15 protein-coding genes, 2 tRNA genes and 4 riboswitches are annotated in these 21,610 nt (G+C 60.5%); of the genes, 11 read left to right on the top strand and 6 right to left on the bottom strand.

Annotated elements, in window-relative coordinates:
* Positions 1-58 precede the first annotated feature (58 nt).
* A riboswitch (glycine riboswitch) is annotated at positions 59-171 on the bottom strand.
* An 11-nt stretch (positions 172-182) separates the two neighbouring features.
* Positions 183-276, bottom strand: a riboswitch (glycine riboswitch).
* Positions 277-334: 58 nt separating this feature from the next.
* The 3 genes from gcvP to gcvT form a co-directional block, all read right to left on the bottom strand.
* Positions 335-3,238, bottom strand: coding sequence for an aminomethyl-transferring glycine dehydrogenase (gcvP, locus tag AC097R_RS14975; protein WP_479598924.1), 2,904 nt, complete (start codon positions 3,236-3,238; stop codon positions 335-337).
* A gap of 20 nt (positions 3,239-3,258) precedes the next feature.
* Entirely contained in the window at positions 3,259-3,627 is a 369-nt protein-coding gene (gcvH, locus tag AC097R_RS14970; RefSeq protein WP_479598923.1) for a glycine cleavage system protein GcvH, read from the bottom strand.
* 90 nt (positions 3,628-3,717) lie between these two features.
* The gene (gcvT, locus tag AC097R_RS14965; protein WP_479598922.1) at positions 3,718-4,866 is read right to left on the bottom strand and encodes a glycine cleavage system aminomethyltransferase GcvT; all 1,149 of its coding nucleotides are present in this window, start codon (positions 4,864-4,866) and stop codon (positions 3,718-3,720) included.
* 63 nt (positions 4,867-4,929) lie between these two features.
* Positions 4,930-5,051, bottom strand: a riboswitch (glycine riboswitch).
* Between the two features lie 16 nt (positions 5,052-5,067).
* A riboswitch (glycine riboswitch) is annotated at positions 5,068-5,170 on the bottom strand.
* Between the two features lie 51 nt (positions 5,171-5,221).
* Here gcvT and AC097R_RS14960 point away from each other — a divergent pair.
* The 4 genes from AC097R_RS14960 to AC097R_RS14945 all read left to right on the top strand — a co-directional run bounded on the left by AC097R_RS14960 (position 5,222) and on the right by AC097R_RS14945 (position 10,952).
* Positions 5,222-5,938: a lysophospholipid acyltransferase family protein gene (locus tag AC097R_RS14960; RefSeq protein WP_479598921.1), complete on the top strand. Its 717-nt coding sequence runs from the start codon at positions 5,222-5,224 to the stop codon at positions 5,936-5,938.
* A gap of 167 nt (positions 5,939-6,105) precedes the next feature.
* Positions 6,106-8,028, top strand: a complete 1,923-nt coding sequence (locus AC097R_RS14955; RefSeq protein WP_479598920.1) for a PrkA family serine protein kinase — start codon at positions 6,106-6,108, stop codon at positions 8,026-8,028.
* Between the two features lie 24 nt (positions 8,029-8,052).
* Positions 8,053-9,321, top strand: coding sequence for a YeaH/YhbH family protein (locus AC097R_RS14950; protein WP_479598919.1), 1,269 nt, complete (start codon positions 8,053-8,055; stop codon positions 9,319-9,321).
* Positions 9,318-10,952, top strand: coding sequence for a SpoVR family protein (locus AC097R_RS14945; RefSeq protein WP_479598918.1), 1,635 nt, complete (start codon positions 9,318-9,320; stop codon positions 10,950-10,952). The genes AC097R_RS14950 and AC097R_RS14945 overlap by 4 nt, the downstream gene beginning before the upstream one ends.
* A 29-nt stretch (positions 10,953-10,981) precedes the next feature.
* Here the strand turns inward: AC097R_RS14945 and AC097R_RS14940 are convergent, their stop codons facing one another.
* Positions 10,982-12,673, bottom strand: a complete 1,692-nt coding sequence (locus AC097R_RS14940) for an electron transfer flavoprotein-ubiquinone oxidoreductase (protein WP_479598917.1) — start codon at positions 12,671-12,673, stop codon at positions 10,982-10,984.
* Between the two features lie 136 nt (positions 12,674-12,809).
* Here AC097R_RS14940 and AC097R_RS14935 point away from each other — a divergent pair, with 136 nt between their 5' ends.
* Both AC097R_RS14935 and AC097R_RS14930 read left to right on the top strand, forming a co-directional pair.
* Positions 12,810-13,592, top strand: coding sequence for an SDR family oxidoreductase (locus AC097R_RS14935; protein WP_479598916.1), 783 nt, complete (start codon positions 12,810-12,812; stop codon positions 13,590-13,592).
* Positions 13,593-13,622: 30 nt separating this feature from the next.
* Entirely contained in the window at positions 13,623-14,522 is a 900-nt protein-coding gene (locus tag AC097R_RS14930) for a DMT family transporter (protein ID WP_479598915.1), read from the top strand.
* 30 nt (positions 14,523-14,552) lie between these two features.
* Here the strand turns inward: AC097R_RS14930 and AC097R_RS14925 are convergent, their stop codons facing one another.
* On the bottom strand, positions 14,553-15,311 hold the full coding sequence (locus AC097R_RS14925; protein ID WP_479598914.1) for a 3-hydroxyacyl-CoA dehydrogenase: 759 nt from the start codon (positions 15,309-15,311) through the stop codon (positions 14,553-14,555).
* 146 nt (positions 15,312-15,457) lie between these two features.
* Here AC097R_RS14925 and AC097R_RS14920 point away from each other — a divergent pair.
* The 4 genes from AC097R_RS14920 to rimO all read left to right on the top strand — a co-directional run bounded on the left by AC097R_RS14920 (position 15,458) and on the right by rimO (position 18,964).
* Positions 15,458-15,534 (top strand) — tRNA-Val (locus AC097R_RS14920).
* Positions 15,535-15,626: 92 nt separating this feature from the next.
* Entirely contained in the window at positions 15,627-16,892 is a 1,266-nt protein-coding gene (locus AC097R_RS14915) for a hypothetical protein (protein ID WP_479598913.1), read from the top strand.
* 157 nt (positions 16,893-17,049) lie between these two features.
* Positions 17,050-17,499, top strand: a complete 450-nt coding sequence (gene phaR / locus AC097R_RS14910; RefSeq protein WP_479599558.1) for a polyhydroxyalkanoate synthesis repressor PhaR — start codon at positions 17,050-17,052, stop codon at positions 17,497-17,499.
* 64 nt (positions 17,500-17,563) lie between these two features.
* Positions 17,564-18,964: a 30S ribosomal protein S12 methylthiotransferase RimO gene (gene rimO, locus AC097R_RS14905; RefSeq protein ID WP_479598912.1), complete on the top strand. Its 1,401-nt coding sequence runs from the start codon at positions 17,564-17,566 to the stop codon at positions 18,962-18,964.
* 107 nt (positions 18,965-19,071) lie between these two features.
* Here rimO and AC097R_RS14900 read toward each other — a convergent pair.
* A tRNA-Leu gene (locus AC097R_RS14900) sits at positions 19,072-19,156 on the bottom strand.
* A gap of 49 nt (positions 19,157-19,205) precedes the next feature.
* On the opposite strand from AC097R_RS14900, the gene rnr reads away from it, so the two are divergent.
* A complete protein-coding gene (gene rnr / locus AC097R_RS14895) occupies positions 19,206-21,467 on the top strand; it encodes a ribonuclease R (protein ID WP_479598911.1) in 2,262 nt (753 codons plus the stop codon).
* The last annotated feature ends 143 nt before the right edge of the window (positions 21,468-21,610 follow it).

The raw sequence follows: 21,610 nt of genomic DNA, 5'->3' as shown, positions 1-21,610 counted from the left end.
GCTCTCGCTTATCAGTCGCAAACCAAGAAGTCGCCAACCCACACACCATGTGCAGGTGACGACCCCCTCTGTTTGAGACCTGAGAGATTCACCACCGGCCTTGTGGGCCAGCGGCTTGCTCCTGCGGTGTGCCGGGTGACTAAGCCACGGCAGCTCTTCAGAGTGCTCTGGGATTCAACATCCCTATCGCAGCGGTCCTTTTGCCTGAGAGTTTCCGGGGTGGTTGCTCCTTCGGCGCTGGCGTTTTCAGGCGCCAGGCTCTCCCGCTGCGATGCCAGGTCCAGCCTGGCCAGGGCGGCTGCATGCAATGCAGTGCCGCTCTGAAATCTTCAACTTAGCTTTCAGCGTACTCCGACAAGGGCACGCAGCTGCAGAACAGGTTGCGATCGCCATACACGTTGTCCACCCGGCCCACACTGGGCCAGTACTTCACCGCCTTCAGGCTGGCTACCGGGAAGGCGCCCACCTCGCGGCTGTAAGGACGATCCCATTCGGCGCCCATCAAGCTGGCGGCGGTATGGGGAGCATGCTTCAAGGGGTTGTTGTCTTGTGGCCAGCTTCCGGCTTCGACTTGTGCAATTTCGCCACGGATGGCGATCATCGCGCTGATAAAGCGGTCCAGCTCGGCCAGAGTTTCGCTCTCCGTAGGTTCCACCATCAGCGTGTTGGGCACGGGGAAAGACAGCGTGGGCGCGTGGAAGCCGTAGTCCATCAGGCGCTTGGCCACGTCTTCGGCCATCACGCCGCAGGTGTCCTTGAAGCCGCGCAGATCCAGAATGCATTCGTGCGCCACATGGCCGTTGGCCGATGCGTAGAGCGTGGGGTAGTGGTCGGCCAGGCGTGAGCTGATGTAGTTGGCTGCCAGGATGGCCGCTTCGGTCGCGTGCTGCAGGCCGTCCGCGCCCATCATGCGGCAGTACATCCAGCTGATCGGCAACACCGCCGCATTGCCCAGGGGCGCGGCGCTGACTGCGCCGGTGCCACGCACACCGCCCGTGGCGTGGCCGGGCAAGAAAGGCACCAGGTCGGCCACTACGCACACTGGCCCGACACCGGGGCCGCCACCGCCGTGGGGGATGCAGAAGGTCTTGTGCAGGTTCAGGTGGCTTACGTCGCCGCCAAACTCGCCGGGGGCGGCGGTGCCCACCAGTGCGTTCATGTTGGCGCCGTCCACATACACACGGCCGCCATGCTGGTGCACCAGGGCGCACAGCTCTTTGACCGACGTTTCAAACACGCCGTGGGTGCTGGGGTAGGTGATCATCACCGCGGCCAGGTTGGCGCTGTGCTGTTCGCACTTGGCTTGCAGGTCGGCCATGTCCACGTTGCCGTTGTCGTCGCACTTGGTGACGACCACTTGCATGCCCACCATCTGCGCGCTGGCCGGGTTGGTGCCGTGGGCGCTGCTGGGAATCAGGCAGATATTGCGGTGCGCTTGGCCCTTGCTGGCGTGGTAGGCCTGAATGACCAACAGGCCTGCGTATTCACCCTGGCTGCCCGCATTAGGCTGCAGGCTGATGCCTGCGTAACCCGTGGCGGCGCACAGCCAGGCGCGCAGTTGTGCGTCCAGCTCGGTGTAGCCCTGGCGCTGGTCGGCGGGGGCGAAGGGGTGGATGTTCGCAAACTCGGGCCAGGTGATGGGGATCATCTCGCTGGTCGCGTTGAGTTTCATCGTGCAGGAGCCCAGCGGAATCATGCTGCGGTCCAGCGCTAGGTCCTTGTCGCTCAGCATGCGGATATAGCGCAGCATGCCGGTCTCGGAATGGTGGGTGTTGAACACCGGGTGCGTGAGGAACTTGCTGGTGCGGCGCAGCGCGGCGGGGATCAAAGACTCGGCTGTGCCTTCCAGCGCTTCCACGCTGGGCAGGGGCATGCCGGGTTGCGCAAACAGGCTCCACAGCAGCGTGATGTCTTCGCGCGTGGTGGTTTCATCCAGCGAGATGCAGAGGTAGTTTTCAAAGTAAATTCGCAGGTTGGCCCCCGCGGATACTGCGCGAGCAGCTATCGAATTCGTAGCGCCATCGGTCTTCAGCGTGACCGTGTCAAAGGTAGCTTGGGCGCGCACCGGGGCACCCAGTTGCTCCAGACCCTTGGCCAGGATTGCTGTGTACTTGGCCACGCGTTGGGCGATGCGGGTCAGGCCTTCGGGGCCGTGGTACACGGCGTACATGCTGGCGATGACGGCCGGCAGCACCTGCGCGGTACAGATGTTGGAGGTGGCTTTTTCGCGGCGGATATGTTGCTCGCGCGTTTGCAGCGCCAGGCGGTAGGCCGGGTTGCCGTGCGTGTCGATGCTCACGCCCACAATGCGGCCGGGCATGGAGCGTTTGTATTCGTCACGACAGGCCATGTAGGCAGCGTGCGGGCCACCGTTGCACAGTGGCATGCCGAAGCGCTGGGTGGTGCCGACCACGATGTCCGCATCAAATTCGCCGGGCGGTGTCAGCAGCGTGAGCGCCAGCAGGTCGGCAGCCACGATGAAGGCGGCCTGTTTGCCGTGCACCAGCGCCACGTCGGCGCGCAGGTCGTCAATGCGGCCGCTGGTGGCGGGGTACTGGGCTAGCACGGCAAAGTAGTCACTGGCCAGCGCGGCTTCCCACTCGGGGGCGGAGTTGGCAAGCATGACGGTGATGCCCAGCGGCGCGGCGCGCGTCTGGATCACTTCGATGGTTTGCGGGTGGCAGTCACCGGCCACCACAAACACATTGCTCTTGCTTTTGACACTGCGCTTGGCCAGCGTCATTGCTTCGGCCGCGGCGGTGGCTTCGTCCAGCATGGACGCATTGGCCATGGGCATGCCGGTCAGGTCACACACCATGGTCTGGAAGTTCACCAGCGCTTCCATGCGGCCCTGCGAAATTTCGGCCTGGTAGGGCGTGTAGGCGGTGTACCAGGCGGGGGTTTCGAGGATGTTACGCAGGATGACGCCGGGTGTATGTGTGCCGTAGTAGCCCTGGCCAATGAAGCTTTTCAGCACCTTGTTTTTGCCTGCCAGCACCTTGATCTCGGCCAGCGCCGCCGCCTCGGTAATCGCAGCGGGGATGTCCATCCGGCTAGCGCGCGCAATGCTGCGCGGCACGATGCTGTCGATCAGCGTACGGCGCGAGGTCTCGCCGATGGCCTTGAGCATCAGCGCTTCGTCGGCGGCATCAATGCCGATGTGGCGCGCGTGGAATTCGCTGGCGTTTTCCAGCTGGCTGAGCGTGGGTGCGGAGGTGGGGGCAGAGGTCGTTGGCATGGCAGGCAGGTGGCAGGTGTTTAGCTGGCGGAGAAGGCGGAGTAGCTGGTTTCGTCCATCAGGCCTTCGAGTTCGGCGGGGTTGGACAGCTTGACCTTGAAGAACCAGCCGGCGCCCAATGGGTCGGTGTTGGCCAGGCTGGGGTCGGCGCGCAGGGCTTCGTTCACTTCAGTGATCTCGCCGGTCACGGGCATGTAGACGTCGGCAGCAGCTTTGACGGACTCCACCACGCCGGCCACGGCCTTGGCGTCGATCGAGGCGCCCACTTCGGGCAGGTCCACAAACACCACGTCACCCAACGCGTCTTGCGCGTGGTGGGTGATGCCCACGGTGGCAATGCCACCTTCAACGTTGAGCCATTCGTGGTCGGGGGTGTACTGGATGGGCATGGAGAACTCCTGAAAAATGGGTAATTGATAGAAATAAAACAATAAAAACGAACCTGCCAGGACAGACTTTAGCCGCCCCGGCCCGGCGGTTTAGCCGCGGTAGTAACGGGTTGGCACAAAAGGCATGGCGCTGACTTCCATGGGCACGGGCTTGCCGCGCACGATGGCCACCACTTTGCTGCCTGCAGCCGCCCAGGCCGTATCCACATAACCCATGGCCACGGGCTTGTCAATCGTGGGGCCGAGCAGGCCGCTGGTGACCTCGCCGATCTTGTTGCCGGCGCCGTCCTGCAGCTCGGTATGGTCGCGCACGGGAATACGTTCCAGCGCGATCAGTCCTACGCGTTTCCGGGCTCCGGCCCCCGTGGAATCTGCGAGTGCAGCTAGTATTTTTGTAGCACCCGGGAAGCCACCTTCGCGCGCACCCCCGGCGCGGCGCACCTTTTGCATGGCCCACAACAGGCTGGCTTCTACCGGGTTGGTCGTCGTGTCAATGTCGTTGCCATACAGGCACAGGCCGGCTTCCAGACGCAGCGAGTTGCGGGCGCCCAGGCCGATGGGCTTGACTTCGGGCTGCGCTAGCAACGCACGGGCCAGCGCGTCGGCGTGGTCGTTGTGCACCGAGATTTCAAACCCGTCTTCGCCGGTGTAGCCGCTGCGGGTCAAAAACACGTCGATTTTTTGCGTGCCCGTGTCGACCGTGAAATTGCCACCGGTCATGAACACCAGTTTTTCGACGCCGGGCGCCAGGCGGGACAGGGCGGTAACAGCCTGCGGGCCCTGCAGCGCCAGCAGCGCGTAGTCGGGCAGGGGGATCACGTCGCAGCGGCTGCCAATCTTGGCCTGAATGTGCGCAATGTCGCCCACCTTGCACGCGCCGTTCACGATCACGAACAGCTCATTGTTCCCCTTGTTGAAGAACATCAGGTCATCAATGATGGTGCCTTCGTCGCTGAGCAGCAGGCCGTAGCGTTGTTTGCCCACGGCCAGGTCGATCACGTCCACGGGCATCAGCGTCTCAAACGCGGCTGCGGCGTCGGGCCCGACCAGGCGCAACTGGCCCATGTGGGACACGTCGAACAGGCCCGCGCCGTTGCGGGTGTGGTGGTGTTCGGCCATCAGGCCGGCCGGGTACTGCACGGGCATGGAGTAGCCGGCAAACGGCACCATGCGGGCGCCCAGCTCGATGTGCAGCGCGTTCAGCGGGGTGGTCAACAAAGGGGTGTCGGTGGCGGACATGGCGGCAATCCAGGTAGGGGCAAGTCAAAACCCGGGACGAGTGCATGGCTGCGCCCGCCCGGTGCTGCCCCCGCTGTCCGCTTTACCTGAGAGATTCGCCGGGCCTGCGTGCACGGTGTGCGCAGACTGCGGGTTGCTCCTTCGGTGGGCTGCAAGGTCTGCAGCCTCTCTCCAGTGGGGTGTCGTTGGCAGCCAAGCCACCAACGGATGTCAGTCCTTTTGCCTGAGCGTTCAGACCGCTGCAATCAGCCGTCCTGCGCCTTCGGCGGCCTCCGCGGGGGAAGCTCTCTCCTGACTGGACGGATTCTAAACCAGCTCGCCTAAACTCCTGCACTGTTCTCACAGCCCATCCACCATGCTCTACCTTCTTCGCCTTGCCATACTGGGCCTGTATTTCCTGGTGGCCTCGGCGATCAACTTCATCATCTGCTTTGCCCGCCCCTTCAACCCCGACAACTCGCGGCTGTGCGGCTGGATGTATTCGGCGCCGGCGTTGCGTATCCTGGGGCTCACGGTGCGGCTGGACACGGCGGACATGCTGGCGCAGCCTAACCCCTTCGTCATCGTGGCCAACCACCAGTCCAACTGGGACTTGTTTGTGCTGGGCTGTGCGGTGCCACGGCGCACGGTGTCGCTGGGGAAGAAAAGCCTGAAGTGGATTCCCTTCTTCGGCCAGATCTACTGGCTGGCCGGCAATATCCTCATCGACCGGGGCAATGCCTTCAAGGCCAAGCAGGCCATGCTCAAAACCACCGATGTAATGCAGCATGAGGACACCTCGATCTGGGTGTTTCCCGAAGGTACGCGCAACCTCGGGCAGGGCTTACTCCCTTTTAAAAAAGGGGCATTCCAGATGGCCATCAATGCGGGTGTGCCCGTCATCCCCTTGTGTTGCAGCAACTACAAAAGCAGCATGAACCTCAACCGCTGGCACAGCGGCACCATCGTCATCCAAACCCTGCCACCTATCGCCACCACCGGCATGACGCTGGACGACATGCCCGTCTTGATGGAGCGTTGCCGCATGCAGATGGTGACTGGTTTGGACGCGCTGGATGCGCAGCTGACCTAGCGCACTGCAGAGTGCTGCGATAAGCGGGGTATAGCACGGTGTTTATTCGCTTTTCAAACAACATGGGTATGGGGAACCAACTGGACTGTGTTGCAGTCCAAGGCATATACTGAAATCAGGAATCCGCCGCTAGGGATTCAGGTTTGTTGTTCCAGCCAGGAGGTCTTATGGACGCCATTGGTAACTACGTAGCCCGCCACGCACGCAGCCGCGAAGAAGAGATGACTCTGGACGAGTATCTCGCTGAGTGCAAACGCAACCCGCTCACTTACGCCACGGCGGCTGAGCGCATGTTGGCCGCCATCGGTGAGCCGGTGGTGCTGGACACGCGCAACAACCCACAGCTCTCACGCATCTTTGCCAACAAGCTGATCAAGGTGTACCCCGCCTTCTCCGAGTTTTATGGCATGGAAGACGCCATCGAACAGGTGGTGAGCTACTTCCGCCACGCCGCCCAGGGGCTGGAAGAGCGCAAACAAATTCTCTATTTGCTCGGCCCTGTGGGCGGCGGCAAAAGCTCCCTGGCCGAACGGCTGAAACACCTGATGCAGCAGGTGCCGTTTTATGCCATCAAGGGCTCCCCCGTGAACGAAAGCCCGCTGGGCCTGTTTGACGCGGTGGAAGACGGCCCAGTGTTGCAAGACAACTACGGCATCCCGCCGCGCTACCTGCAGCGCATCCTGTCGCCCTGGGCGGTGAAACGCCTGGACGAGTTTGGCGGTGACATTCGCCAGTTCAAGGTGGTCAAGCGCTACCCCAACACGCTGCGCCAGATTGGCGTGGCCAAGACCGAGCCCGGCGACGAGAACAACCAGGATATTTCGTCCCTGGTGGGCAAGGTCGATATCCGCAAGCTGGAAAGCTTTTCGCAGGACGACCCCGATGCCTACAGCTTCTCGGGCGGCCTGTGCCTGGCCAACCAAGGCTTGCTGGAATTTGTGGAAATGTTCAAGGCGCCCATCAAGGTGCTGCACCCATTGCTGACAGCCACGCAAGAAGGTAACTTCAAGGGCACGGAGGGCTTTGGTGCCATTCCGTTTGACGGTATTGTGCTGGCCCACAGCAATGAGAGCGAGTGGAAGGCCTTCCGCAACAACAAGCACAACGAGGCGTTTCTGGACCGCATCTACATCGTCAAGGTGCCGTACTGCCTGCGCGTGAGTGAAGAGATCAAGATCTACGAAAAGCTGATCCGCGATTCGTCACTGGGCCAGGCCAAATGCGCCCCGGGCACGCTGAAGATGATGAGCCAGTTTGCCATCCTCACGCGGCTGAAGGAGCCTGAAAATTCCAGCCTGTACAGCAAGATGGAGGTGTACGACGGCGAGAGCCTGAAGGACACCGACCCGCGTGCCAAGAGCTACCACGAGTACCGCGACTACGCGGGCATGGACGAGGGCATGAACGGGGTCTCCACCCGCTTTGCCTTCAAGATTTTGTCCAAGGTGTTCAACTTTGACAGCGCCGAGGTAGCCGCCAATCCTGTGCACCTGATGTATGTGCTGGAGCAGCAGATCGAGCGCGAGCAGTTTCCGGCTGACCTGGAGCAGAAGTACACCGGCTTCATCAAGGAGTTGCTGGCCCCGCGCTATGCCGAGTTCATCGGCAAGGAAATCCAGAAGGCCTATCTGGAAAGCTACAGCGAATACGGACAAAACATCTTTGACCGCTACGTGACCTACGCCGACTACTGGATCCAGGACAACGAGTACCGCGATACTGACACCGGCGAGGTGTTTGACCGCGTGGCCTTGAATGCCGAGCTGGAGAAGATCGAGAAGCCCGCGGGCATTGCCAACCCCAAGGACTTCCGCAACGAAATCGTCAACTTTGTGTTGCGGGCACGTGCCAACAACCAGGGCAAGAACCCGGCATGGACCAGCTACGAGAAGCTGCGCCAGGTGATCGAGAAAAAGATGTTCTCCAACACCGAAGAGCTGCTGCCCGTGATCAGCTTCAACGCCAAAGCCAGTGCGGACGAGGCCAAGAAGCACGAAGACTTTGTGACGCGCATGGTGGAGAAGGGCTACACCGCCAAGCAGGTGCGCCTGCTGTGCGAGTGGTACCTGCGGGTGCGCAAGAGTTCGTAAGGAGTCCGATACGAAAGGTTGAAGATGGCCCTGCAAATCGTTGACCGCCGGCTGGCGGGCAAGAACAAGTCCATTGGCAACCGGGAGCGGTTTTTGCGTCGCCACCAGGATCAGATCCGCGAGGCCGTACGCAAGGCCGTGACAGGCCGCGGGATCCGCGACATCGAGCAGGCCGAGAACATCACCATCCCCAAGAAAGACATCAGCGAGCCCGTCTTCCACCACGGCGAAGGCGGTGTGCGCGACACGGTGCACCCCGGCAACACCGACCACTTGCGCGGCGACCGCATCAAGCGCCCACAAGGTGGTGCCGGCGGTGGCAAGGGCCAGGCTAGCGACTCGGGGGAGGGCGAAGACGACTTTGTCTTCACCCTGAGCAAAGAAGAGTTCATGCAGGTGTTTTTTGAAGGCTTGGCCTTGCCCCACCTGATGCGTACCCAGATTGGTGACACGCCGGAGTGGAAGACTCACCGTGCCGGCTACACACGCGACGGCACGCCCAACAACCTGCATATCCTGCGCTCCATGCGCGGGGCATTGGGGCGGCGTCTGGCACTGGGTACGGGCACGCGGCGGGAGCTTGCGCAGAAGAAGCTGTTGCTGGCGCAGTTAGAACGCGCGCCTTTGGACCATGAGCGCGAGATACGCGCGCTGTGCCAGGAGATTCAGGACCTGGAACTGCGGATCAAGAAAATTCCATTTTTGGATCCGGTGGACTTGCGGTTCCGCGGTCGGGTGAAGACGCCTGTGCCGACCTCGAAGGCGGTGATGTTTTGCCTGATGGATGTCTCTGGCTCCATGGACGAGGAGCGCAAGGGCCTGGCCAAGCAGTTTTTCATTTTGTTGTACCTGTTCCTGACCCGCCACTACGAGAAGATCGACATCGTCTTCATCCGCCACCACACGCAGGCGCAAGAGGTGGACGAGGACACCTTCTTTCACGCCACCGAAAGCGGCGGAACCGTGGTCAGCAGCGCATTGGAGCTCATGCAAAAAATCCTGGAGCAGCGCTACCCCGCAGCGGAGTGGAACATCTACGGCGCGCAGGCCAGTGACGGTGACAACTTCAGCAACGACAGCGGGCGCTGCCGCGATCTGCTCAACGATGCGCTGCTGCCGCTGTGCCGCTACTTTGCCTACGTGCAAGTGGCTGACACCGAGCAGGACCTGTGGGAGGAGTACACCCAATTGGCCGAGGCGCACGCCAACTTTGCGATCCGCAAGGTCACCACACCCGAGAACATTTATCCGGTGTTCCGGGACCTGTTCAAAAAGGAAGGAGAAACCGCATGAGCGAACTGCTTCCCATCCTCGCGCAGCGCCCGGTGGAGCACCGGCATCTGGACGACCCGGCCCGCATTCCACCGAGTGGCGAGCGCCGCACGCGCCTCGTCTTGCAGGAACCCATGCCCGCACCACCGCGGGCGAAAGAACCATTGCCCGATAGCAGCGACTGGACCTTTGAGCTGATTGAGCGCTACCACGATGTGATCCGCGAGACAGCCGCCCGCTTTGGCCTGGACACCTATGCCAACCAGCTGGAAATCATCACGGCCGAGCAGATGATGGACGCCTACGCCAGCGTTGGCATGCCCATCAACTACCGGCACTGGAGCTACGGCAAGGAGTTCATCGCCACCGACAAACGCTACCGCCGCGGCCACATGGGTCTGGCGTACGAGATCGTCATCAACTCCGACCCCTGCATCAGCTACCTGATGGAGGAGAACACCACGGCCATGCAGGCGCTGGTGATTGCGCATGCAGCCTACGGACACAACAGCTTCTTCAAGGGCAACTACCTGTTTCGCATGTGGACCGACGCCTCCAGCATCATCGATTACCTGGTGTTTGCGCGCCGCTACATCAGCGAGTGCGAGGAGCGCTATGGCCTGGAGACGGTGGAGCTGTTTCTCGATTCCTGCCACGCCCTGGCCAACTTTGGCGTGGACCGCTACCGCCGGCCCAGCAAGAAGAGCCTGGCGCAGGAGCTGAGCGCGCGCCGGGCCCGCGAGGCTTATGCGCAGCAGCAGGTCAACGATCTGTGGCGCACTGTGCCCAAGGGTGCAGACAAGCCAGACGACACGCAGGAGAGCCAACGCTTTCCGGCCGAGCCGCAAGAGAACCTGCTGTACTTCATCGAAAAGAATGCGCCGTTGCTGGAACCCTGGCAGCGCGAGGTGGTGCGGCTGGTGCGCAAGATCGCGCAGTACTTTTATCCCCAGCGCCAGACCCAGGTGATGAACGAGGGCTGGGCCACGTTCTGGCACCACAAGTTGCTCAACACGCTGTACGACGATGGCCATCTGAGCAACGGCATGATGATGGAGTGGCTGAGTTCACATACCAATGTGATTTTCCAGCCACCCGTGGGGCACCGGGGCTACAGCGGCATCAACCCCTACGCACTGGGGTTTGCCATGTACACCGACATCAAACGCATTTGCGACGCGCCGACTGATGAAGACCGCGCATGGTTTCCCGACATTGCCGGAAGCCCCTGGCTGCCCACACTAGACCATGCCATGCGCAACTTCAAGGACGAGAGCTTTATCGGGCAGTTCCTGAGTCCCAAGCTCATGCGCGACATGCGGCTGTTTGCCGTTCACGACGACGAGAAAAAAGCGCAGCTGGAAGTGGCGGCCATCCACGACGAGATTGGTTACCGTGAGCTGCGCCAATCGCTGTCCCAGCAGTACGACCTCGGCACCCGGGAACCCAATATTCAGGTCTGGAATGTGAACCTGCGCGGCGACCGCACGCTCACACTGCGGCACACCCAGTACCAAAACCGACCGCTGGGCGACGGCACGCTGGAAGTGCTCAAGCACACGGCCCGGCTCTGGGGCTTTGGCGTGGCGCTGGAGAGCGTGAACAGCGCGGGCGAGGTCACCCGGCAGTGGAGCGTCGCGGCCCCGGCATGACAAAAAAACGGGGCCCAAGGCCCCGTTTTTTACATCCCCGCGTAGTTCGGTCCGCCGCCACCTTCGGGCGTGACCCAGACGATGTTTTGGGTCGGGTCTTTGATATCGCAGGTCTTGCAGTGCACGCAGTTTTGCGCGTTGATCTGCAGGCGGTCGGTGTTGTCCTCGTTCTTCACAAACTCATACACACCAGCCGGGCAGTAGCGGGCCTCGGGGCCGGCGTACTTGGCCAGGTTGATGCGCACGGGTACCGACGCGTCTTTGAGCGTCAAGTGCGCAGGCTGCTGCTCTTCGTGGTTGGTGTTGCTGATGAACACACTGGAGAGGCGGTCAAAGGTCAGCTTGCCATCGGGTTTGGGGTAGACGATGGGTTTGCATTCGGCCGCGGGCTTGAGGTAGGCGTAATCAGGCTTGGTGCGGCGCAGCGTCCAGGGGATATGGCCGCGTAGCACGAACTGCTCAAAGCCGTTCATCAGCGTGGCCACGGTCAGGCCGTACTTGAACCAGTTCTTGAAGTTGCGGTCCTTGTTCAGCTCGGTGTGCAGCCAGCTCTTTTCAAACGCTTCGGGGTAGGCGCTCAGCTCGTCATGCTGGCGGCCGGCCACCACGGCGTCATACGCAGCCTCAGCGGCCTGCATGCCAGTTTTGATGGCGGCGTGGCTGCCCTTGATGCGCCCCACGTTCAGATAGCCTGCGTTGCAACCAATCAGGCAGCCGCCAGGGAACACGGTCTTGGGCAGCGCGTTGATGCCGCTGGCGTTGATAGCGCGTGCACCATAGCCCAGGCGCTTGGCGTTGACTTCGCCCTTGTCATTCTCAAAGTAGTAGCGCACATTGGGGTGTGTCTTCCAGCGCTGGAATTCTTCAAACGGGCTCAGGTAGGGGTTGGAATAGCCCAGGCCGGTGACAAAACCCAGTGCAACCTTGTTGCCTTCCAAGTGGTACAAAAACGCGCCGCCATAGGTGTCGGACTCCATGGGCCAGCCAGCGGTGTGCATCACAAAGCCGGGCTTGTGACGGGCGGGGTCGATCTCCCACAGCTCCTTGATGCCAATACCCCAGCTTTGAGGGTCTTTGCCTTCATCGAGCTTGAACTTGGCGATCAGTTGCTTGCCCAGATGTCCTCGTGCGCCTTCGGCAAACACGGTGTACTTGCCCAGCAGTTCCATGCCGAGCTGGAAGTTCTCGGTGGGTTCGCCATCTTTGCCAACGCCCAGGTTGCCGGTGGCCACGCCCTTGACCGATCCGTTGTCGTTGTAGAGCACTTCGGCAGCCGTGAAGCCGGGGAAGATTTCCACGCCCAGAGCTTCCGCCTGCTCCGCCATCCATTTGGTGACCGCACCCAGGCTGATGATGTAGTTGCCGTCGTTGTGGGCAAACGGTGGCAAGACCACATTGGGCACACGCACGCCAGTTTTCTCGCCCAAAAAGACGTAGGCATCGTCGGTCACCGGCTGGTTCAGCGGGGCACCCAGTTCTTTCCAATTCGGGATCAGTTCGGTCAGGGCCTTAGGGTCCATGATGGCGCCCGACAAAATGTGCGCACCGGGCTCGGAACCCTTCTCCAGCACTACCACCGAGACGTCTGTGCCCTTGTCGGCCGCCAACTGCTTGAGGCGGATGGCGGTCGCCAATCCACCGGGGCCACCACCGACGACGACCACGTCGTATTCCATGGATTCACGGGGGCCGAACTGGGCCAGAATTTCCTGGTTTGTCATGGGGTGTCTCGCTTAATAATGGGTGGTCTTCTGATCGGTGTGCGCATGGACAGGTGCACCGAACTGGAGTTGGATTTTATTCGCTGAATTCACAAAAAAGAACGGTCGTTCTTTTTATTTTGAGGAGGCACTCTAAATGGCTTACAGCATCGATCTCTCAGGACGTGTCGCTTTCATCACGGGCGCATCCGGTGGACTTGGCGCGCAGTTTGCCAAAACTTTGGCGGCTGCGGGCGCAGCGGTGGTGCTGGCCAGTCGCCGAGTGGACAAACTCAAAGACCTGCGAGCGCAGATTGAAGGCATGGGTGGCGACGCCCATGTGGTTGAGCTGGACGTGACGGACCAGGACTCCATCAAGGCCGCGGTGGCGCGTGCGGAGACCGAAGTGGGCTCTATCGACATCTTGGTGAACAACTCGGGTGTTAGCACCACACAGCGCCTACAGGACGTGTCCAGCGACGACTACGACTTCATGTTCAACACCAACGTGAAGGGCGCATTTTTTGTGGCCCAGGAAGTGGGCAAGCGCATGTTGGCCCGCGCCAAGGGGGCGGCACCGGGCAACTACACGGGTGGGCGCATTGTGAACGTGGCCTCCATGGCGGGCTTGCGGCCGCTGCCGCAAATCGGGGTGTATTGCATGAGTAAATCTGCCGTGATCCAGATGACCAAGGCCATGGCGCTGGAATGGGGCAAGTTCGGCATCAACGTGAACGCGCTGTGCCCCGGCTACATCGACACCGAAATCAACCACCACCACTGGCAGACCGATGGGGGCCAGAAGCTGGTGCAGATGCTGCCACGCAAGCGCATCGGTCACCCGCAGGACCTAGATGCCATTCTGGTCACACTGTGCTCGGACCAAAGCCACTTTATCAACGGCGCGGTGATTGCTGCGGACGATGGCTTTGGTATTTGAGGACCTGCGTTTGAACGGTCGGGTACCAGTTTGCTAGTCGGCATTCTGGCCGGTTTGGCGGCCGGGGCGTTGTGGGGCCTGGTGTTTGTGGCCCCGGCGCTGGCGCCAGGCTTGGCGGCGGTAGATCTGGCCGCGGGCCGCTTTGCAAGCTATGGCTTCACAGCGCTGCTGGTGATGCTGTTCGCCCGCGGCAAGCGGCGCTGGCCTACTGTGAGCCAGTTGGGCGCAGCACTGGGTTTGAGCGTGCTGGGCTTCTCGGGCTACTACCTGCTGCTGGTGCTGTCCATCCGCGACGCGGGGGTGGAAGTGCCCACGCTCATCATTGGCACCATTCCTATCTGGGTGATGCTGCTGGGCAAGCCAGCGCATCTGCTGTGGCGCAGCCTGTTGCCTGGCTTGCTGCTCACGATCACGGGCGTGTTGTTGATGATGGGCACGGAAACAGCCGGTGCCGCGGAGCACGCCGCGCAGGGTTGGGTGTACTGGCGCGGCATTGGCTTCGCGCTTTTGTCCATGCTTTGCTGGACCGCATTCGCGGTGTTGAACTCCGCCTGGCTCAAGCACCACCACGAAGTGAATGTGACGGACTGGACCAACTGGCTGGGCGTCGCGTCCGGACTCGGCGCTATCGCCCTGTGGTTAGTGTTGGGTTCGGAGCCAAAAGAACTACTAGCCCGCGCAGATATTGCGCAGGCAGCTATGGTTTGTATAGCAACCGGCGTCGGATCAGCCTGGCTGGCCACCGTGCTGTGGAACATTGCAAGCCGCCGCCTGAGCGCCAGTCTGTGCGGCCAGCTGATTGTGAGCGAGACGCTGTTTGCCTTGCTCTACGCCTTTGTGGGTTACGGCGTATGGCCGCACTGGTTGCAACTGTTGGCCAGCGCGGTGTTCGTGTTGGGCATCGTCGCGTCCATCCGGGCACATCGCTAAAAAGCGGGCGGCCCGGAAGGCGTGGGTGATTTACTTCGGTGCCAGGCGAATGGCGCCGTCCAGGCGAATCACTTCGCCGTTGAGCATGTCGTTCTCAAAGATGTGCACCGCTAGCTTGGCATAGTCCTGCGGCGTGCCCAGGCGCGAAGGGAAGGGGACACCGGCAGCCAGTGCATCCTGTACCTCCTGCGGCATGCTGAACAGCATGGGGGTGCCAAAGATGCCAGGGGCAATCGTCATGTTGCGGATGCCGTTGCGCGCCAAATCACGTGCAATCGGCAGGGTCATGCCCACCACGCCGCCCTTGGAAGCGCTGTAGGCCGCTTGGCCGATTTGCCCATCGTAGGCGGCTACCGACGCGGTGGAGATCATCGCGCCACGCTCACCGGTGGCTTCTGGCTCGTTCTTGCTCATGGCGTCTGCGGCCAGGCGAATCATGTTGAAGCTGCCAATCAGGTTCACGGTGATGGTCTTGCTGAACGATGCCAGTGCGTGTGCGCCGTTCTTGCCCACGGTCTTTTCTGCGGGGGCAATGCCGGCGCAGTTCACCAGGCCCATGAGTTTGCCCAAGGACACGGCCTTGGCCACCACGGCCTGCCCGTCGGCTTCGTTGCTCACGTCGCATTTCACAAACGCGCCGCCAATGTCTTTGGCAATGGCCTCGCCTTTTTCGGCCTGCATGTCGGCAATCACCACCTTGCCGCCTTTGGCTGCCAGCATGCGTGCGGTGCCCTCGCCCAAACCGGATGCGCCGCCTGTGACGATGAAGACTTTGCCTGCGATATCCATAGAAAACTCCTTGGGTTGGTTGGATTTGTTTACGTTTACGTAAACGTCAATTATGGCGCAGCGGTGCGTGGCCAGCGCCAGCTTTCGCACGTGGCAGTCCGGGAGGGGCAAGTTTGCTGCTATACTTCGGCCTCTCGGATATATGTAGGCGCATAGCTCAGCTGGTTAGAGCACCACCTTGACATGGTGGGGGTCGTTGGTTCGAGTCCAATTGCGCCTACCAAATTTCGAAAAGAATCCAAGCACTTAGCGGCAACGTTAAGTGCTTTTTTGTTGCCTGTCGCAGCCGTTTCCCTTGGCCCTAGAATGCGGCGAATGGCTGCATTCACGATCTTCTTCTGCGGGACCGGTTCGAACAGTTACGACTTTGCGAACACGAACTACGTCCAAGGGGAGTTGATATCCACCCTGGCAAAGAACCATGCGGGGCATGAGTTCGTGGATTGGATCATTGTCGATGGGCCTGGCAGCGGCAACATCCAAGAGGCCGAGAAGTGGGTGCCTGCAGGCAATTATTCTGGCATTCGGGGCACATTGCAGGGCAAAGGCTGGGAAGAGAACGTCAAGCACGCAATCGCCGTACTTGTCGGGACTAACTACGAAGAGCGTACGGCGCACACCCGCACTGAAAAGCGGATTCTGCGAGAGGCGGGCGTTGGTGTGGATACCGTGGAGCGCACCGGAAAGGTCGGGCGCGCCCTGCTGGGATCCACCAAGACGGTGAACTTTGATTTGCATGCCCGCATCTCGCCGCAGGCACTGCAGCAAAGAAAAATCCAGATCATGCGCAAGAACAAGCCCGTGGACTCTGTGAATGTGGTGGGCTGGAGTCGGGGCGGCGTGACCTGCCATATGTTTGCCAACGCGCTGGCCGAAACCGAAGGGTGGTCCAATGTGCCGGTCAATATCTTTGCCTGCGACCCCGTGCCGGGTTCCGGCAACTTTGACACCCACAGGATCACGCTGGGCCGGAATGTCAAACGCTATGTCGCGGTCTATGCCGCCGATGAGCGTTCGCGTGGTTTCTCGCCCGTCTTGCCCTCCCTTGCCAGAGACACCGAATTTTTCATCACCACCATGCCTGGTCGCCATGCGACATTGGTCGGCAATGCTAGCCGCGATGGAGGTAAAGGGGTCAATACCCTGTTTGGCCCGGGCAAGGTCACGCGTGATTTGGCGGAAAGTTTTTTGCAAGACTGGGGTACCAAGCTCAACAACACGCTCAGGCTCGGCGAGTTCCAGATACTGGCCAGTTACGATGAAATGCTGGCCCAGTCCGAGGACTACCGGGCCATGCGCGATGTTTCGTACACCGGCTTGACCCAGTCGGACAGGGCGGTGGGCACCGGCAATGGCACCTGGCGGACGTTTGGAACCTCGGCAACCCTCTCTCGAGAAACGGTGTTCGTCAACCTGCACCATCGCTGGTTGTTCGAGAAGAGTTTTTCCTTGCTCTATGGGGCTTTGTTCCTTAATAAGAAGTTGACCTTGAAACAGGCAGAGCTTGAATTCAAGCGCATCGCTTTTCAATATCCCAACATCCACAAGCGGCTCAAGAAAATCCCGCTGCAGTTGCAATAGCCCCGATAGGGGTTGTGGGTGTTTTTGGGTTTCTGCTCTCAGGCGGGTGGTAGCCGGGGCGCTAGGGTTATCCTAGGTCGCAACGATGCAGCACACCCCTAGAATGTGTTGCAGTGCAACAGTTTTTTGTCTTTCACATTTAGTGGCGGCGATCGCAATGCAAAAATCCAGTTCCAAAGATTCCAAGCCGTCGCAACGGGTTATCAAAAAATATCCGAACCGGCGTCTCTACGACACCGATACGTCGACCTACATCACGCTCGCAGAGATTCGGCGCTTGGTGATGGACAGCGAGGCCTTTGCGGTGGTCGATGCCAAATCTGGCGAAGACATTACGCGCAGCATCCTTCTCCAAATCATTTTGGAAGAGGAGGCCAATGGCTCTCCCATGTTTACTACGCCGGTGCTGGCCAACATCATCCGGTTTTACGGGCACACCATGCAAGGCATGATGGGCGGCTACCTGGAGAAAAACATGCAGGCGCTGATGGACATGCAAGTGCCCATCGTGCCAGGCGTCGCGGGCAGCAATATGTTCCAGCAGATGCAGGAGCAAATGCAAAAGCAGACGGAACAATTCCTGGGTACTTTTGGCCTCAAACGCTGAGTGGATGGTGCGCGCTTCCCATCGCTGACTGGGCGATGGGACCGAATACTGGGACAATAGGGGTATGAGCGAAGTTTTATCCCCTGTCAGCACCTCCCAAGTTCCTAAAGTCGGTTTTGTCAGCCTGGGTTGCCCCAAGGCCCTGACCGATTCCGAATTGATCCTCACGCAACTGAGCGCCGAGGGCTACCAAACCTCCAAAACCTTCCATGGTGCGGACCTGGTTATCGTCAACACCTGCGGCTTCATCGATGATGCGGTCAAAGAAAGCCTGGACACGATCGGCGAGGCGCTGGCGGAAAACGGCCGCGTGATCGTCACCGGTTGCCTGGGGGCCAAAACCACTGATGGTGGTGAAAACATGGTCCGCCAGATGCATCCCAAGGTGTTGGCCGTGACTGGCCCGCACGCCACGCAAGAGGTGATGGATGCCGTGCACCTGAACCTGCCCAAGCCCCACGACCCGTTTCTTGACTTGGTCCCACAGTCGTTTGGTGTGGCGGGCATTAAGCTCACGCCGCGCCACTATGCGTATTTGAAGATCAGCGAAGGCTGCAACCACCGCTGCACCTTCTGCATCATCCCCAGCATGCGTGGTGATCTGGTGTCTCGCCCGATTGGCGATGTGCTGACCGAGGCGAAAGCACTTTTTGAAGGTGGCGTGAAAGAGTTGTTGGTGATCAGCCAGGACACCTCGGCCTATGGGGTGGATGTGAAATACCGCACGGGTTTCTGGGATGGCAAGCCGGTCAAGACGCGCATGTTGGAACTGGTGCAGGCGCTGGGCGATATTGCCGAGCCCTATGGTGCCTGGGTGCGTTTGCACTATGTGTACCCCTACCCCAGTGTGGACGACATCATTCCTTTCATGGCCACGGGCCGGGTATTGCCGTACCTGGATGTACCGCTGCAACACAGCCATCCTGATGTGCTGCGCCGCATGAAACGTCCTGCTAGCGGCGAGAAAAATCTGGACCGTCTGCAGCAATGGCGCGAGGCTTGCCCCGAACTTGTGGTGCGCAGCACCTTCATCGCTGGTTTCCCCGGTGAAACCGAAGCTGAGTTCGAGCATCTGCTGGACTTCATTCGTGAGGCCCAGATTGACCGCGCTGGTTGTTTTGCCTACAGCGCAGTGAATGGTGCAACCGCCAATGATTTGCCGGGTATGTTGCCCATCGAGCTTCGCGAAGAACGTCGAGCCCGTTTCATGGCCGTGGCCGAGGAAGTGTCGGCCGCACGTTTGCAGCGCCGCGTGGGCTCGGTCATGCAGGTGTTGGTGGATTCTGCGCCAGCTCTGGGCCGCAAGGGTGGGGTGGGGCGCAGCTACGCGGATGCCCCCGAGATTGACGGCGTGGTGCGATTGCTGCCTCCCGAGAAGATCAGCAAGACGCTGAAGGTGGGTGAGTTCACCAAGGCGCGCATTGTGAGCGCACAGGGGCACGATCTCGTGGCCTTGCCCATTTAATTTCAGCGCCACTGACCCATGCAACAACAGGTCAGTGGCATGAATCAAACAGGCAAAAAAAAGCCGCTGTTTTCACAGCGGCTTTTCTATATCTACATTACCATTGTTGGTGCCCAGAAGAGGACTCGAACCTCCACGATGTTACTCGCTAGTACCTGAAACTAGTGCGTCTACCAATTCCGCCATCTGGGCATCTCAGGAAAGAGAGAAGTATATCAAAAATTTAAGCCCCAACAGCGCATTGCTGGAAGAAGTTGAAGGAATTGTGCAAGGTCATCGCGACGGGCACGGTTTTGTGTCCCGCGACGACGGTGCCCCCGACATTTATTTACCCCCTAACGAGATGCGTGCAGTGCTGCACAAAGACCGTGTGAAGGTGCGCATTGTTCGTAGCGACCGCAAGGGGCGGCCCGAAGGTCGTGTGGCCGAAATCATGGAGCGCTCTACGCAGCCCATCATTGGCCGTCTGCTGCAAGAAAGTGGTGTGTGGCTGGTAGCGCCGGAAGACAAACGCTACGGCCAGGACGTGTTGATCCCCAAGGGGGCGACCAGTGCCGCTAAAGCAGGCCAAGTTGTCGTGGTGGAGCTGGTGGAGCCCCCTGCTCTGTTCGGCCAACCCGTAGGCCGCATCAAGGAAGTGCTGGGGGAGGTTGACGACCCCGGCATGGAGATTGAAATCGCCGTGCGCAAGTACAGCGTGCCGCATGAATTTTCAGACGCCTGCGTGGCGTTGGCGCGCACCTTGCCCGACAAGGTGCGCCCGCAGGACAAGGTACATCGTGTAGACCTCACCGATATTCCGCTGGTCACCATCGACGGTGAAGATGCGCGCGACTTTGACGATGCGGTGTACTGCGAACCTGCGGCCAAGGGCCGCGGCAAAACGGCACTGAAGGGCTGGCGCCTATTGGTGGCCATTGCCGATGTGAGCCACTATGTAGAAACGGGTTCTGCCATCGATGTGGACGCCTACGACCGCGCCACCAGTGTGTATTTCCCACGCCGCGTGATCCCCATGCTGCCTGAGAAGCTGTCCAACGGGCTTTGCTCGTTGAATCCCGAGGTGGAGCGTTTGTGCATGGTGTGCGACATGTTCGTCACGGAGGATGGTGACGTCGACGCCTACCAGTTTTACCCCGCGGTGATGTGGAGCCATGCGCGCTTTACCTATACCGAGGTGGCTGCCATCTTGGGCAACACCCGTGGGCCTGAGGCTAGCAAGCGGCGTGATCTGGTGCCGCAGTTGTTGGACCTGCACGGTGTGTACCAAGCCCTGCTGAAGTCTCGCCACAAGCGCGGTGCGGTGGACTTTGAAACCACTGAGACGCAAATCGTGTGCGATGAAAACGGCCGGATCGAAAAGATCGTGCCGCGCACCCGCAACACTGCCCACCGCCTGATTGAAGAAGCGATGTTGGCAGCCAACGTGTGCAGTGCTGATTTCATTGCGGAAAACAAGCACCCTGGCCTGTTCCGCGTGCACGAAGGCCCTACGCCCGAGAAGCAGGAAACCCTGCGCAACTACCTCAAGGCCAGTGGCATTGGCATGAGCATCAGCGACAAGCCCTCGCCCGGTGAGTTCCAGGCCATCGCTATGGCGACCAAGGACCGGCCGGACGCGCAACAAATCCATTCGATGTTGCTGCGCTCCATGTCACAGGCGATTTATACGCCCATCAACAGCGGTCACTTCGGTCTGGCGTTTGACGCCTACACCCACTTCACCAGTCCCATCCGTCGCTATCCCGACCTGTTGGTGCATCGGGTTATCAAGGCGATTTTGGCGAAGTCCAAGTACCAGCTGCCTGCCCTGCCCACGCCGGGCGAAGCGCATGCCAAGCTGGCACGCCGCCTGGAGAAGAACTTGGCCAGCCGCGTGGCGGAGCCCGGTATCAAGCCCAAAAAAATGAATGCCGAGGGCATGGCCTGGCAGGCCGCCGGCCTGCATTGCAGCGCCAACGAGCGTCGTGCCGACGAAGCAAGCCGCGATGTAGAAGCCTGGCTCAAGTGCAAGTACATGCGCGAGCATTTGGGAGAGGAGTACGGTGGTGTGGTTACCTCGGCCACCACCTTTGGCCTGTTCGTCACGCTGGACGCCATGTACGTGGAAGGCTTGGTTCACATTACCGAGCTGGGCGGCGAGTACTTCCGCTTTGACGAGGCACGCCAAGAGCTACGCGGTGAACGCACCGGCATCCGCTACGCCATCGGTACACGCGTGCGCATCCAGGTGAGCCGTGTAGATTTGGATGGTCGCAAGATCGACTTCCGCCTGGTGCAAGAAGGGCAAAGCCTGCAACCACGCCCGGGCCCCGACAAGGGCGCGGCGCGTGAAGGCAAGGGGCGTGCAGAGTTTTCTGACCGTGCCGATGCGGAGATGCCCGGCAATACCAGCTACAAGAGCAAGGTGCGCCAGCACGCGAGTGCCAAGCCTCCACGCAACGCCAAGGCGGGGGCCAAAGCGTCTGCCGCGCCCAAGAAGGCGGCTAAGAAGCGACGCTAGTTGCTATCAAAATGGTAGCCCTCGCGCATCTTTCGCGTGGGCTAGCTTGGTATTTGAACTTACACAGAGGCGGGCGTTATGTGTGCTTTGACGGTGCTGGCGGATCAGCCCGCTGGCATTTTTGTCTGAAAACTTGTGTACGT

Source organism: Rhodoferax sp. ZS1R25, from assembly GCF_056521335.1.
Note: the sequence above shows the minus strand (reverse complement) of the source record. Positions and strands in the feature narration are given on the sequence as shown.